General features: G+C 46.0%; 7 protein-coding genes and 5 pseudogenes. All 12 read left to right on the top strand.

Going from position 1 to position 16,703, the window contains the following annotated elements; genetic code table 11:
* Positions 1 to 7 precede the first annotated feature (7 nt).
* Positions 8 to 574: a RagB/SusD family nutrient uptake outer membrane protein gene (locus JCM10512_RS24250; RefSeq protein WP_244437269.1), complete on the top strand. Its 567-nt coding sequence runs from the start codon at positions 8 to 10 to the stop codon at positions 572 to 574.
* A complete protein-coding gene (locus tag JCM10512_RS16785; protein WP_244437268.1) occupies positions 493 to 1,797 on the top strand; it encodes a RagB/SusD family nutrient uptake outer membrane protein in 1,305 nt (434 codons plus the stop codon). Before JCM10512_RS24250 ends, JCM10512_RS16785 begins: the two co-directional genes overlap by 82 nt.
* A gap of 20 nt (positions 1,798 to 1,817) precedes the next feature.
* Entirely contained in the window at positions 1,818 to 3,740 is a 1,923-nt protein-coding gene (locus tag JCM10512_RS16780) for an arabinan endo-1,5-alpha-L-arabinosidase (protein ID WP_044164829.1), read from the top strand.
* A 168-nt stretch (positions 3,741 to 3,908) separates the two neighbouring features.
* Positions 3,909 to 5,048: an aldose epimerase family protein gene (locus tag JCM10512_RS16775; protein ID WP_044164828.1), complete on the top strand. Its 1,140-nt coding sequence runs from the start codon at positions 3,909 to 3,911 to the stop codon at positions 5,046 to 5,048.
* 68 nt (positions 5,049 to 5,116) lie between these two features.
* Positions 5,117 to 6,860 (top strand): annotated as a pseudogene (locus JCM10512_RS16770) (sodium:solute symporter).
* A 24-nt stretch (positions 6,861 to 6,884) separates the two neighbouring features.
* Positions 6,885 to 7,561 (top strand): annotated as a pseudogene (locus JCM10512_RS16765) (NUDIX hydrolase).
* Between the two features lie 56 nt (positions 7,562 to 7,617).
* Complete coding sequence (locus JCM10512_RS16760; RefSeq protein WP_044164827.1) at positions 7,618 to 8,301, top strand: L-ribulose-5-phosphate 4-epimerase; 684 nt, start codon at positions 7,618 to 7,620, stop codon at positions 8,299 to 8,301.
* Between the two features lie 40 nt (positions 8,302 to 8,341).
* Entirely contained in the window at positions 8,342 to 9,850 is a 1,509-nt protein-coding gene (gene araA, locus JCM10512_RS16755; protein ID WP_044164826.1) for an L-arabinose isomerase, read from the top strand.
* Between the two features lie 118 nt (positions 9,851 to 9,968).
* A pseudogene (locus tag JCM10512_RS16750) lies at positions 9,969 to 11,635 on the top strand (ribulokinase).
* Between the two features lie 86 nt (positions 11,636 to 11,721).
* Positions 11,722 to 14,099 (top strand): annotated as a pseudogene (locus JCM10512_RS16745) (beta-L-arabinofuranosidase).
* A gap of 47 nt (positions 14,100 to 14,146) precedes the next feature.
* Positions 14,147 to 16,083: pseudogene (locus JCM10512_RS24950) on the top strand (glycoside hydrolase family 97 protein).
* 78 nt (positions 16,084 to 16,161) lie between these two features.
* A partial coding sequence (locus tag JCM10512_RS16735) for an alpha-L-arabinofuranosidase family protein (RefSeq protein ID WP_044164866.1) occupies positions 16,162 to 16,703 on the top strand: 542 nt, incomplete at its 3' end.

The following is a 16,703-nucleotide window of genomic DNA, read 5'->3' as shown; positions in this document are numbered from 1 at the left end:
CGATAGTATGAAAAAAGTATATATATATATCGCCACAGCGTTGTTCCTGCTAATCGGGAGTTCGTGCAATGACTACCTTGATAAGGAATACGACGCGTCATTGTCGGAAAAGAAAACGTTCGGTAATCCCAACCTGACCCGCCAGTTTCTGGCTAATATTTACACGAACTTACCCGATGGGTTTGCTCCGCTCAATGATCCTCAGTTTACGGGAGCATCACGCGACTGCATGACGGATAATGCAACCTCTTGGTGGAGTCTGCACTATTACGACAAAATTGGTTCGGACATCTATACGGCTGCCGACCATCCGCTACTCGGATTCTGGAATGTTGATGTTTACGGCATTCGTAAATGCAACGTTTTCCTGAAAAATGTACAAGCGTCTGTTGTGGGAAATAATGAAAAAGAAGGTGACGATAATCGCCTATACGAACGTTATCGCGCAGAAGCCACCTTCTTACGTGCACTCTTTCATTTCGATCTGATCTCTTGGTTTGGCAATGCGCTATTATCGCTGAAGATGAATCGGGCACACCTATTGTATTCGACCTCGCCGATCCTTCAGCCATGAATATGCACCGTACATCTGCTGCGGAAGCGTTGGAATGGGTAGCCGCTCAATGCGATCTGGTCAAAGATGTGCTCCCTTTCCGCTACGCTAACGAAACCTCCAACTGGGGACGGGTTAACGGAGCAGCTGCTTATGCGTTGAAATCAAGAGCCTTGCTTTATCGGGCTTCTCTGCTCAACAATCCTTCTAACGAGAAAAGTTATTGGCAAAATGCCGCTACGGCAGCCAAAGACTTTATCGCCAAGAACCTATTGCAAAGCGATCCATACAAACTATACGATACCGGAAAGCCTAACAATGACTATTACGAGTGCTTTACGACGAATCCGGTATATAACGACGAGTTTATTCTCTGTCGCTCAGTATGGAACACCAACCAGATTGAGATGGTATTCCTCCCACCGGGATTCACCGGCTCGTTTACAGCCAACGGACGTACCAACCCGACACAGAACTTTGTAGACTGCTTTGAAACAAGTAGCGGCAAGACAATTGAAAATGATGCGACATACGACCCGAGTCATCCTTATACGAATCGTGACCCACGTTTGGAACAGATTATCTTCCATCAAGGATCTGTATGGGGACGTGCGGATAAAGATGAACAGCGGAAGATCGACGTACGCTTCAACTCTGAAACAGATTTTGGTGTCGATTATAAGACCGCACACTCCGGTACGCTAACGGGGTATTTCCTAAAGAAGTTTGTCAACAACATTTCGAGTAAAGAACCTTCGACTTTCAATCATGCGTGGACTATCTTCCGCTATACAGAGATTCTGCTGAATGCGGCAGAAGCTATTAATGAAGCTGAAGGACCGGCTAACGCTTATCAGTATATTAATGAAATACGTGATCGGGCCGGTATGCCGAAATACAAAGATATGACTTATGCGGTATTACAGGAACGTATCCGCAACGAACGTCGAATTGAACTTTGTTTTGAAGATCACCGCTTCCTGGACGTGCGTCGTTGGAAGGTTTTCGAAGGCGTAACAGCAACCAGCGAAAAGAGCAAACCACGTTACCAACAAGTATACAACCTCTACGGAGTGTCGGTAACCGGTACAGCAGACAATCCAACGCTGACTTATGGACCTGCGCAGACGAATAATTTACGCGTATTCAATAGTCCGAAGAATTATTACTTCCCGATTCCGAATGACGAGGTGAAACGCGCACCGAACCTCGGACAGAACCCGGGATGGGAAATTGGTAATTAACCCTCTAAATTGTTTTGAATATGAAATACTTAAAAAGCATATACCTTTTACTATCTTGCACGCTCGTTTGGGGAGCGTGTACCGATGACGAGCCGGATTACGGTACTTCGGGGATTGCCATCAATGCACCCACTACGGTTGAAGTTTCTTCGTCCGTAGTAACATTGAGTTCTACAATCCGAGTACGCAATGATGTGCGCTACACGAGTACCGGATTTTGTTACGCCACGCACTCCGGCCCTACTATTTATAATGCAACGGTCAAAGCCAATGTTGAAGAAGGCAGTATTACATCTTCCCTGACAGGATTGGCTGTAAATACGACGTACTATGTGCGTGCTTTCGCCTGTGTTTATGAAGGAGATGTCGTTTACTCGCCTGAAATTAGTTTTTCAACAGCCGAAGGTTCGCTCGAAGAACAATTAGCCGCCTACAAGGCTCCATCCTATGCAGATGATTATACCAGCATAGCATCTTGGGATAACAGAGGCAAATGGAACTTAGCCAATGTACACGACCCTACTGTGATGAAAGCCGACGATGGATATTATTATATGTATCAAACGGATGCTTCATACGGCAATGCGCACAGTGGTAACGGACACTTCCATGCACGCCGTTCCAAAGATCTGGTAAACTGGGAATTTCTCGGAGCTACCATGAGCGAAACGGCTCCAACATGGATCAAAGAAAAACTAAACGCGTACCGGGCAGAGATGGGATTAGCTCCGATCGAGAATCCGTCTTATGGTTTCTGGGCTCCGGTAGCTCGCAAAGTATCTACCGGCAAATACCGCATGTACTACTCAATCGTGATCACCAACTATATCAAAACAGGTGCTCCGGACAACACAGCGTTTGATGGTTCTTGGGGTGAACGTGCTTTCATCGGCCTAATGGAAACCTCCGATCCGGCAAGTAATATATGGGAAGATAAAGGTTTGGTTGTTTGCTCAGCCAGTGATAAAGGGAAAACAGAATATACCCGTTCGAGTACAAACGACTGGAACGCCTACTTCAAGATCAATGCAATCGACCCATCCTATATTATTACCGAGAAAGGAGAACATTGGTTGATTTACGGTTCATGGCATAGTGGCATCGCTGCACTCGAACTGAATCCGGCAGATGGTATGCCGAAAAAAGCATTGGGCAAACCTTGGGATATCACAGGTGACGACAATTCCGGTTATGGAAAGATCATCGCTCAACGAGGTTCCAGCCGCTGGCAAGCAACGGAAGGACCGGAAATAGTTTATCATGATGGATACTATTACCTTTTCCTGGCCTATGGAACGTTGGCTGTAGAATATAATACCCGTGTATGCCGCTCGACTTCCATTAATGGTACTTATGTAGATATGTATGGAAATACAGCCATAGGAAGTGCTCAACTATATCCCGTGCTAACCGCTCCTTACAAATTCAATAACAGTTACGGCTGGGTAGGGATCTCTCACTGCGCGATCTTTGACGATGGTAACGGAAATTGGTTCTATTCTTCTCAAGGACGTTTCCCCGAAAATGTCGGAGGTAATGAATACTCCAATGCGATCATGATGGGACACATCCGTAGTATCTGCTGGACAGAAGACGGTTGGCCGCTCGTTATGCCGGAACGCTACGGGGCTGTACCCAAAGCTCCAATTCGGGAAGAAGAAATTGCCGGCAACTGGGAACATCTGGCGCTGAACTCAAGTACGAGTAGTCAAAAAACATCCGAGACGCTCACCTTCGACTTGGAAACTCATAAAATCACTTCAGGCTCATGGAACAATGCAACGTGGACCTTTGATGCAGAGAAACAAACGGTCACTACCAGTGCGGGGGTGATACTTCACTTACAACGCGAAGTAGATTGGGAAGCCAGTCCTCGAAAACATAGCATTGTTTATGCGGCCCAAGGAAATCAAAAGACGTATTGGGGCAAGAAAGTCCAATAAATAAGGATAGTAAGTGAGTGGGAACTGCTTCCGGTTTTTTGATACCGGAAGCAGTTTTCATCTTTTTATGCTGCATAACATATAAGAGTGTATTTGTTACACCAAACAAAAGTGTTACTTTTACACCCAAAATAAGATAAACATCTCATTTACATTAATAATAAAACCATGAAAAAACATTTTCTATTTGCAGGAATTGCCGCACTACTCCTTTCTGCGTGCAATAGTAAGCCAGCTGCGGAGCTAACCTTATCCGGCCTGGATCCGTTAAAATTCCAAACAGAAGTGAACAATGCCCAAACAGCGCTTTATACGCTGAAAAATAAGGCAGGTATGGAAGTTTGCATTACCAACTTCGGCGGACGAATCGTTTCCGTAATGGTGCCCGACAAGAATGGTAACATGAAAGATGTTGTATTAGGTTTCGACAGTATTACCGATTACATCAATGTTCCGAGTGATTTTGGAGCATCAATCGGACGCTATGCCAACCGTATCAATCAAGGCCGTTTCGTACTCGATGGCGACACGATTCAGCTACCTCAAAACAACTTCGGGCACTGCCTACACGGAGGTCCGAAAGGATGGCAGTACCAAGTGTATGATGCGAAACAAATTGATCCTACTACATTGGAGCTGACGCTTGTTTCACCGGACGGAGATGAGAAATTCCCCGGAAAAGTAACCGCTCAAGTACTTTATAAACTGACCGACGACAACGCTATTGACATCAAATATAGCGCTACAACAGACAAAAAGACGATTATCAACATGACTAACCACTCATATTTCAACTTGGCTGGTGATCCGTCTAAAGCGTCAACTGATAATATATTATATGTAAATGCAGACTATTACACTCCGGTAGATAGTACATTTATGACAACCGGCGAAATAGTTCCGGTTAAAGACACTCCGATGGATTTCACCACTCCGAAAGCAGTTGGACAAGACATCGACAAATACGACTTCGTTCAATTGAAAAACGGTAATGGATACGACCACAACTGGGTGTTAAACTCTAAGGGAGACATTCAGCAATTAGCTGCTAAATTGACTTCTCCGGAAAGTGGCATTACATTAGAAGTATACACCAACGAACCGGGTGTACAGGTGTACACCGGTAACTTCCTGGATGGTACAGTAACTGGTAAAAAGGGCATCGTTTACAACCAACGCGCTTCCGTATGCCTTGAGACTCAACACTACCCCGACAGCCCCAATAAAGCAGATTGGCCTTCGGCAGTGCTCGAACCGGGACAGACCTACCACAGTGAATGCATCTTTAAATTCGGTGTAGAGAAGTAATTCAACACCACAAGTAAAGCAACAGTTCAAGAAAAGAAATAATTAAAATCTAAAAAAAGAGTAATAAAATGAATTGGAATTCACATGAATTTATTTGGCTCGACTGGCTGATTATTGTCGTTGGTATTATAGCCGTAACATGGGCCGTATGGCGTACTGTGCAAAAAGATAAGCGTGCGCAACAAGGTGCCAGTAGTGAAGATTACCTCTTCGGTAAAGGCGAGCCATGGTATATTATTGGAGCAGCGATTTTTGCTGCAAACATTGGTTCGGAACACCTTGTTGGACTTGCCGGTACAGGTGCGAAAGCAGGTGTAGGTATGGCGCACTGGGAGATGCAAGGTTGGATGATACTTATCTTGGGATGCTCTTCGTGCCTTTCTACCAACTGATGAACAATAAGTTAGGGAAAATCATTACGATGCCCGATTTCCTAAAACATCGCTATACACCTAGAACAGGTTCATGGTTGTCTATCATCACACTGATCGCATACGTACTCACGAAAGTGAGTGTAACAGCGTTCACTGGTGGTATCTTTATGGAGAGTCTTTTAGGCTTACCTTTCTGGTACGGAGCTATCGGCTTAATCGTCCTAACGGGTATCTTTACCGTACTGGGTGGTATGAAGGGGGTTATGACGCTTTCGGCCATTCAAACTCCAATTCTGATCATTGGTTCATTCCTTGTACTCTTCTTAGGTCTGTCGGCACTTGGTGGCGGAAGCATTACCGAGGGTTGGACTGCATGATGGATTACGCCAAAACACTGAACGTCGGCGAGGATGGTGTTGCATATGGTACCAATCATATGTTCCACTTTGAAACAGGTGACCCGTTGTACGATGACTATCCTGGTTTCTGGGTATTTATCGGAGCATCAATCATTGGTTTCTGGTATTGGTGTACCGACCAGCATATCGTTCAACGTGTACTTGGACAACGCAAAGGTGAATCGAATGCGGAAGTTATGAAACGTGCACGTAGAGGTACGATCGCTGCCGGTTATTTCAAACTGTTGCCAGTATTCATGTTCTTGATCCCGGGTATGATCGCCGCCGCATTGGCAGCACGCCCCGACAGTGGATTCTCATTATCTGACCCCGACACAGCCTTTGGATCAATGGTTAAATTCGTATTGCCCGCAGGTGTAAAAGGTTTGGTTACAATTGGCTTTATATCGGCATTGGTTGCTTCTTTAGCAGCATTCTTTAACTCTTGTGCTACCTTGTTTACTGAAGACTTCTACAAACCAATGTTCAAAAACAAGAGCGAAGCTACTTACGTAATGGTAGGTCGCGTAGCAACGATTGTAGTAGTAGTACTTGGTATCGTATGGATTCCTATTATGAAGAGCCTCGGTAGCCTTTATGACTATCTGCAAGGAATCCAGTCGCTACTTGCTCCTGCGATGGTGGCTGTATTCGCCCTTGGTATATTCTCTAAACGAATTACACCGAAAGCAGGTGAAGCTGGTATGATCGTCGGATTTATTCTTGGTATGATACGCCTACTCACCAACATCTTCACCAATTCAGGTAAAGATGTGATGACAGGCTGGTACTGGGAATGCACGGGCTGGTTCTGGCAAACCAACTGGCTTATCTTTGAAATTTGGTTGCTCGTCTTCATCATGGTCTTGATGGTTGCCGTATCGTTCTTCACTCCGAAGCCGACAGCAAAACAGATCGAAGCTATCACTTTCACAGGTGACTACAAAGCACTCATCAGACAGAGTTGGAACAAATGGGATGTTATCGCCAGTGCTGGCGTAATAATCTTATGTGCACTGTTCTACACTTACTTCTGGTAATATTCATAAAACAGGGAATGCTAAATGACCACTTATTATAGTTCAAATCCAACCTTCTACGTCGGTATCGACTGTATCATCTTCGGTTTTAGCGAAGGTGAACTGAACCTCTTATTGCTTAAGAGAAACTTTGAGCCGGCAATGGGCGAATGGTCCCTGATGGAGGATTTGTTCAAAAGAATGAAAGTGTTGATGACGCAGCCAAACGAGTATTAAACGAACTGACCGGCCTGGAAGATGTATACATGGAACAGGTCGGAACGTTTGGAGAGATTGACCGTGACCCGGGTGAACGCGTAATTTCGATCGCGTACTATGCATTGATCAACATCAATGAATATGACCGGAAGCTGGTACAACATCACAATGCGTATTGGGTGAATATCAACGAGCTCCCTCCACTCATTTTCGACCACCCGCAAATGGTTGAAATGGCAAGGAGGATTATGAAGCAGAAGGCATCCATGGAACCGATCGGTTTCAATCTCTTGCCTAAACTGTTTACACTGTCTCAATTGCAAAGTCTGTACGAAGCGATCTATGGGGAAGCCATGGATAAACGGAACTTCCGCAAACGGGTTGCAGAAATGGACTACATTGAGAAAACTGATAAAATAGATAAGACCGGGTCGAAACGCGGAGCAGCTTTATATAAGTTCAATGATAAGGCCTACCGCAAAGATCCGAGATTTAAACTCTAAAATTCAATTCCGGATGATGAGTCGGAATTCATTGTCCGGAATTCAATAAAACAAATATGCTGGAAGAATTAAAAGAAAAGGTATTTCAGGCCAATCTGGATTTAGTTAAACACGGATTGGTTATCTTCACATGGGGCAACGTATCAGCTATCGACCGTGAAACGGGATTGGTAGTAATCAAACCCAGTGGAGTAAGCTATGACAATATGAGAGCGGAAGATATGGTTGTGGTTGACCTTGACGGCAAAGTGGTGGAAGGGAAACTGAAACCTTCTTCAGACACTGCTACCCACATTGTGTTGTACAAAGCATTTCCGGAAATCGGTGGCGTGGTACACACCCATTCTACCTATGCTACCGCTTGGGCACAAGCCGGATGTGACATTCCGAACATCGGTACTACACATGCCGATTATTTTCACGATGCCATTCCTTGCACCGCTGACATGACCGAAGCGGAAGTGAAAGGTGCTTATGAGCTGGAAACAGGAACCGTTATCGTGAAACGCTTTGAAGGACTTAACCCTGTACACACACCGGGCGTATTGGTGAAAAACCACGGTCCTTTCTCATGGGGAAAAGACGCGAATGATGCTGTACACAATGCCGTTGTTATGGAACAAGTGGCCAAAATGGCAAGCATCGCTTATGCAGTCAATCCCAATCTTACCATGAACCCATTACTGGTAGAAAAGCATTTCAGCCGTAAACATGGCCCGAATGCTTACTATGGACAATAATAATAACAATTACTAATAGACAATTCTTAAAAACAACATTATGAACGCATTTGATCAATATGAAGTATGGTTCGTAACAGGAGCACAGCTTCTGTACGGAGGTGACGCAGTTATCGCAGTAGACGCACACTCAAATGAGATGGTAAAAGGTCTGAATCAATCGGGTAAACTTCCGGTTAAAGTAGTATATAAAGGTACGGTTAACTCTTCCAAAGAAGTAACTGCTACTTTTAAAGCAGCTAATACGGATGAGAAATGTATCGGTGTTATCACTTGGATGCATACATTCTCTCCTGCTAAGATGTGGATTCATGGTTTGCAGGAACTTCGCAAGCCGTTGCTTCACTTCCACACACAGTTCAATAAAGAAATTCCTTGGGATACAATGGATATGGACTTTATGAACCTGAACCAGTCGGCACACGGTGACCGTGAGTTCGGACATATCGTAACCCGTATGCGTAAAAACCGTAAAGTAGTTGTAGGACACTGGCAAGATGAGAAAGCACAGACTCAGATCGCTTCTTGGATGCGCGTTGCCGCTTCTTGGGCTGATTCACAAGACATGCTGATCATCCGTTTCGGTGACCAAATGAACAACGTAGCCGTAACAGACGGTGACAAGGTTTCTGCTGAGCAAGTTTTAGGCTACCACGTAGACTACTGCCCGGTAAACGACCTGATGGCATACTACAATGCAGTCGAAGATAAGGACGTAAAAGCACTTGTTGAAGTTTACTGGAAAGATTACGACCACGCTCCTGAATTAGAAAAAGAAGGAACAGAGGCTTACACAAAAGTGTGGAATTCGGCTAAAGCTGAAATCGCTCTTCGTCGTATTCTGAAAGATACCGGTGCTAAAGCATTTACGACTAACTTTAACGACCTGGGTGACTTCGATCAGATTCCGGGCCTTGCTTCTCAACGTTTGATGGCAGAAGGTTATGGATTCGGTGCTGAAGGTGACTGGAAAACAGCTGCCCTTTACCGTACCATGTGGTTCATGAGCCAAGGTATGCCTCACGGATGTTCATTCCTTGAAGATTATACACTGAACTTCGACGGTGCAAATAGTGCCATCCTGCAAGCACATATGCTAGAAGTTTGTCCGCTGATTGCTGAGCACAAACCGAAACTTGAAGTACATCGCCTAAGCATTGGTATCGACAGCGAAACAGCTCGTTTGGTATTCACTAGCAAACAAGGTGAAGGAGTTGCCGCAACAATCGTTGACTTGGGCAACCGTTTCCGTCTGATCGTAAACAAGGTAGATTGCGTTAAGAGCAAGCCGCTTCCGAAACTTCCGGTTGCTTCCGCCCTATGGATTCCACGTCCAAACTTGGAAGTAGGTGCTGCTGCATGGATCTTGGCAGGTGGTACTCACCACACAAGCTTCTCTTATGACCTGACAGTAGAGTATTTGGAAGATTACGCAGAAATGGCCGGAATCGAAATGGTAGTTATCGACGAGAATACAACCATCACCGATTTCAAGAAAGAACTGCGCATGAATGAAGTATACTATATGCTAAACAAAGCTCTTTGCTAATTATAAATGACGAATTGTGAATTACGATCGATTGGGTATGTCCTGGTTATTAAAGGTCGTAATTCATAATTCTGACTTCACAATTTCTCTTATTCACAATCCATAATTCGGAATTACCATGAAATACGTTATAGGACTCGACTACGGAAGCGATTCCGCTCGTGCCATCGTAGTAAATGCAGCAACAGGCGAAACGCTTGCCACTGCCGTTAAATACTACTCGCGTTGGCAAAAAGGATTATATTGCAATCCCGCAATCAACCAATACCGCCAACATCCGCTTGACTATATTGAAGCATTGGAGATCAGTGTGAAAGAAGCCTTGGCGCAATGCCCGGCAGGAACTGCCGAAAATGTAGTCGGTATTGCATTCGACACAACCGGTAGTACACCAGCTTTCACTGACGCTAACGGTACGCCACTGGCTCTATTACCGGAATTCGCTGAAAACCCAAACGCTATGTTTGTGCTTTGGAAGGACCATACAGCTATCAAAGAAGCTGCTGAAATCAACGAAGCATGTCAGAAGTCGGATGTTGACTACTCGGCTTATGAAGGCGGAATCTATTCTTCGGAATGGTTCTGGGCAAAAGCTCTTCATGTACTCAGACAAGATGAGGCTGTACGCGCCAAAGCATACAGTATCGTAGAATACTGTGAATGGTTGCCGGCACTGATAACCGGAGTAAACAAAAGTGATGATATAGTTCGCAGCCGTTGTGCATGTGGACACAAAGCGATGTGGCACGAGAAATGGGGAGGACTCCCCCTGAAGAATTCCTCACAAGTATCGATCCGGTACTGGCAGGATTCCGTGCACGTTTGTTTGATAAAACAGAAACAGCTGATAAACCTGTAGGACACTTAAGTGAAGAATGGGCTAAACGCTTAGGATTAACGACGAATGTTGTGGTTGCCGGAGGTGCTTTCGACTGCCACATGGGTGCTGTTGGCGCCGGAGTAACTCCCCACACATTCGTTCGTGTTATTGGAACGTCCACTTGCGACGTAATGGTAGCAGACTATGAAGAGATCGGTGATAACCTGATCAAAGGAATCTGCGGACAGGTAGACGGATCTGTTATTCCGGGAATGGTAGGACTGGAAGCCGGACAATCCGGTTTCGGTGATATCTACGCCTGGTTTAAGCGAGTACTCGAATTTCCGCTTCACAACATCATCGGACAATCTACTTTGATCGATGACAATCTGAAAGCTCAACTGATCGAGGAAGCTGCCGACCGCATCATCCCCGCATTGACTGTTGAAGCCGAGAAGATTCCAATCAGCGAGAGCACGATCATTGCAACCGACTGGATGAATGGACGCCGCACACCGGATGCTAATCAATTACTGAAAGGTACGATTACCGGATTGACTTTGAGCAGCACAGCTCCACGCATCTTCCGTGCTCTGGTAGAAGCTACGGCATTCGGTTCAAAAGCGATTGTCGACCGCTTCCGCAATGAAGGCGTACGCATTGACAACGTGATCGGTATCGGTGGTATCGCACTGAAATCGCCATTTGTTATGCAAACCTTGAGTGATGTGTTGAACATGCCGATTAAAGTATGTCGCACAGATCAGGCTTGTGCACTTGGTGCCGCTATGTTTGCCGCAACTGCTGCCGGCGTATACAACAAAGTAGAAGAAGCTCAGGCTGCAATGAGCTCAGGTTTTGCTGACGAATACCAGCCAAATCCGCAGAATGCAGTTGCTTACCAAGAGATATATGACAACTATCTCAAACTGGGACAATTCACTGAAAAGGAACTGTTTTCCTAAATTTATAAGGACCTAGCGTCCTATCTCGCCTCCTTAAACCTGAAGGAGGCGAGATTATCTTTTCAACCATCAACACTCTAATTATTATGAAAATAGCCTCGTTCTTACTTGCCATATATCTATCCGTTTGTCTGGGAGAAGCACAAACCCAACAAAAAGTAACCTACTTCCCCCTGCAAGATGTTAAACTCCTGGATAGCCCTTTTCGGCAAGCACAACAGACTGATCTTCACTACATCCTTTCACTCAACCCGACCGTTTACTGGCTCCGTTTCTGCGGGAAGCCGGCCTAACCCCGAAAGCTCCGAGTTACACCAACTGGGAAAACACCGGATTGGACGGACATATCGGTGGACATTATCTATCCGCACTTTCACTCATGTATGCTGCTACCGGAGACACGGCCGTATACAACAGACTCAACTATATGTTGAACGAACTACATCGTGCTCAACAAACTGTCGGCACGGGATTCATAGGAGGAACTCCGGGAAGTCTCCAACTTTGGAAAGAAATTAAAGCAGGAAACATTCGTGCAGGCGGCTTCGACCTGAACGGCAAATGGGTTCCTCTCTATAATATACATAAAACGTATGCCGGATTGCGAGATGCTTATCTGCACACCGGCAGCGATTTGGCACGTCAGATGCTCATTGCATTCACCGATTGGATGATTGACATAACCTCCGGACTCAGTGACCGGCAGATGCAAGATATGCTCCGTAGCGAGCATGGCGGATTAAATGAAACATTTGCCGATGTTGCCGCTATGACGGGAGATAATAAGTATCTGGAATTGGCACGGCGTTTCTCACACCTGACCATTCTCGAGCCTTTGATCAAAGATGAGGACCGGTTGACCGGTATGCACGCCAACACGCAAATACCCAAAGTTATCGGTTACAAACGAATAGCTGATCTGTCGCAAAACGACCGCAACTGGAACCATGCTTCCGAATGGGATCATGCAGCACGTTTCTTCTGGAATACCGTAGTCGACCATCGGTCGGTTTGCATCGGAGGAAATAGTGTGCGCGAACACTTTCATCCGGCGGATAACTTCACCTCGATGCTGAATGATATACAGGGACCGGAAACCTGCAATACATACAACATGCTCCGCCTGACACAGATGCTTTATCAGGACTCTCCCAACCCACGCTTTGTCGATTATTACGAACGAGCACTCTACAATCACATTCTGAGTTCACAAGAACCGGATAAGGGAGGGTTTGTTTATTTCACACCGATGCGTTCGGGGCATTACCGTGTGTATTCCCAACCGGAAACCTCGATGTGGTGCTGTGTCGGTTCAGGACTGGAGAATCACACCAAGTATGGAGAGTTTATTTACGCCCAACAGAAAGATACGCTCTATGTCAACCTCTTCATCCCTTCCCAGTTAAATTGGAAAGAACAGGATGTTGTTCTGACCCAAGAAACACGCTTCCCGGATAACGGGCAAGTAACCTTGCGGATCGACAAAGCACCGAAGAAAGCTTTTACCCTGATGATACGACGTCCCGCATGGCTGGACAAAGGAAAAGGCGACTATATTGAAGTGAATGGCAAACGGAAGATCGTTGTCGCTCCACAAAACAGTTACTATTTCCCGGTTCGCCGCAAATGGAAGAAAGGTGATGTTATCACATTCAACCTACCGGCGAAAGTAAGTCTGGAGCAGATACCCGACAAGCAAGATTATTACGCTTTCTCATACGGTCCGATTGTGCTCGCAGCCAAAACCGGAACCGATCATTTGGACGGATTATATGCCGACGACAGCCGTGGCGGACACATCGCCAACGGTAAACAAATACCTCTTCAAGAAGTGCCCATGCTGATCGGAAGTCCGCACACGGTATGCAACGCGCTTCATAAAGAGAACAACGACCTGTTGACATTCAACTACGAAGGGACATCTTATCCGGAATCACAGAAACCGTTGGAGTTGATACCTTTCTTCCGACTACATAATGCCCGCTATGCGATCTACTTCCGTCAGGCGAGTGAAGAGCAGTTCCGGGTGATTCGGAAAGAAATAGAGCTTGCCGAGCAGAAAGCTACCGAACTGGCTAATCAAACGGTCGACCTGATCTTCCCGGGTGAACAGCAACCGGAATCCGACCACGGCATACAGTATGAACAGGCAGAAACAGGCACACACAAAGACCGTCACTTCCGCCGTGCTAAAGGTTGGTTCAGCTATCAACTGAAAGTGAAAGAGAAAGCAAGTCGGATTATGATTACCGTACAAAAAGAAGATCGGAATCAAATGAGTATCCTGCTGGGAAAAGAAAAGCTGATCGGCACGCCAACAGTTAGCGAAACTGATAAGGACGGATTTGTCACACTGACCTATCGACTACCTCAGGAACTATCAGCTGCCAATAGCCTCATTCGCTTTGTCCCTGAAACGACCGAGTGGACACCTGCCGTTTACGAAGTACGCCTCTTAAAATAAGTAGCGTATTAAAGAAATAGAGCCAACAAACAAACCATAAAATTACCATGAAAAAGTCAACATTAGCCGTCGCCCTCCTCTCCCTCTCCACTGCACTGGCAGGACAAGAGGTGAAAGGGCCGGACGGAGCATTAAGCGTACAAGTAGAGTTAGCAAACGGAAGTCCGGTATATGCGGTTAGCTATAACGGGAAAGCCATGCTGGAATCCTCCCCTTTGGGACTGGTTACCTCTATTGGTGACTTCTCGAAAGGGCTGACCGCTGTATCGCATCAGGTACAGCCCATTGATGAGACCTATACAATGCCTCACGCCAAAGTTAGCCGCATACATTATCAAGCCAATGAATTAGTATGCAAATACCTCAATGCTACCGGAGATACTTTGCAGATCATCTTCCGGGTAAGCAAGAACGATATCGCTCAGGCGTACCGCATCACCTCTCCTAAACGCACGCATTGTACGATAGAGAAAGAGTTGACCGGATTTGACTTCCCCTCGCATGCCACCACCTTCATTACTCCACAGGCTCCTGCCGGAGACGGATGGATGGGGACCAAACCCAGTTATGAAGAAGAGTACACGATAGAGGAAGCACTTGGTACCCCATCGAAATATAAATTGGGATATACCTTCCCTGCTCTCTTCCATATTGGGAATGACGGTTGGTACTGCTTTCCGAAACCGGAGTCAGCAGTCAGTATGCCGGAACCAAGCTGAGTGAAGGAACGAAAGACGGTTTGTATTCCATCTCTTTTCCGGAGAAAGAAGAAAACGGAGGTATGGGAGATGCTACGGTAACTGCCGCCATTCCACTACTTACCTCGTGGAAAACAATCACCGTAGGCGAAACGCTGAAACCGATTGTAGAAACGACCTCTGCTTACGACAACGTACGTCCGCTCTACGAGCCGTCACAAGTCTATAAACCGGGACGAGCTACATGGAGTTGGATTCTCTGGCAAGACAGAAGTTGCAACTACCAAGACCAAAAAACATTCATTGACCTTGCCGCCGATATGGGGTACGAATACATCCTGATCGATGCGCTTTGGGACAAACAGATTGGCTATGAGAATATGCCTTCGCTGATAGCTTACGCACAATCCAGAGGGGTCGATGTCTATCTGTGGTATAACTCTAACGGCAGTTGGAACGATGCTCCGCAGGGACCACATCACCGGATGGATACGGCTCCTGCTCGTCGGAAAGAGATGGCTTGGATGAAGACGTTAGGTGTAAAAGGAATCAAAGTGGACTTTTTCGGAGGTGATAAACAAACAACGATGAAGTTATACGAAGATATCCTGACGGATGCCAACGAGTATGGAATCGGTGTTGTGTTTCACGGCTGTACGCTACCCAGAGGTTGGGAACGTATGTACCCGAACCACATGAGCAGTGAAGCAGCTCTGGTCTCTGAAAACCTCGTATTCTCACAATACCATGCCGACCGGGAAGCTCAGAAAAGTACATTGTATCCGTTCATACGCAATGCTGTATCGGCAATGGATTTCGGAGGTGTATTCTTCAATAAACACTTCTCCAAAGATGGCGTATCGGGTGTCGAACGTAAAACAACCGATGCTTTCCAGATCGCAACTTCCGTACTCTATCAGTCGGGTGGTGTACAACACTTCGGCCTTACTCCGAACAACCTGAAAGAGCAACCGCACTTCATCCTGGACTTCATGAAGAACGTGCCTGTGGCATGGGACGAAACCCGTTTCATTGACGGTTATCCGGGAAAGTACAGTGTAATCGCCCGCAGGTATGGCAACCAATGGTATATCGCGGCTACCAATGCTACGGATAAAGTATTGAAGTTAGATCTTTCAGTGCCTTGGCTCAGCGGTCAAAGCTTGTCGATCATTGGTGACAACGAAGCACGTACAGCCGACTTCAAACAAGGCAGTGTGAACAAGAAAGGAACATTGACTATCGAAATGCAACCGATGGGTGGAGCGATGGTATTTACCAAATAAAGCTTCATCGATACTTTCGAAACGGATGAAAAGAATAATCAAACAAACTATATAATTACATTAAACAATTTTCCAATTATGAAAGCAAAACTATTAGTTAGCACTGCCTTCATGGCGGCTTCAATCTCTCTTTTCGCACAAAAGAGTGCTACCCTGACAGTACACACAGATCAAGGTAAAGAAATTATCCCGAAAGAGATCTATGGGCAATTTGCCGAGCACCTGGGTTCCTGCATTTATGGCGGCCTGTGGGTCGGTGAAAATTCGGACATTCCTAATATCAAAGGATATCGTACAGACGTATTCAATGCACTCAAAGACTTATCTGTGCCGGTACTTCGCTGGCCGGGAGGATGCTTTGCTGACGAGTACCATTGGATGGACGGAATCGGTCCGAAAGCGAATCGTCCGAAGATGGTGAACAACAACTGGGGTGGAACCATCGAAGACAATAGTTTCGGTACACACGAATTTCTGAACCTTTGCGAAATGCTGGGTTGCGAACCCTACATAAGTGGCAACGTAGGCAGTGGAACGGTTGAAGAGCTAGCCAAATGGGTGGAATACATGACCTCCGACGGAGACTCGCCCATGGCAAACCTGCGCCGTAAGAACGGACG

It is taken from the genome of Bacteroides reticulotermitis JCM 10512 (assembly GCF_000517545.1).
In the GTDB taxonomy this organism is placed as follows: Bacteria; Bacteroidota; Bacteroidia; order Bacteroidales; family Bacteroidaceae; genus Bacteroides; species Bacteroides reticulotermitis.
The sequence above is the reverse complement of the archived record's forward strand: the minus strand, read 5'-3'. Positions and strand labels throughout refer to the sequence as shown.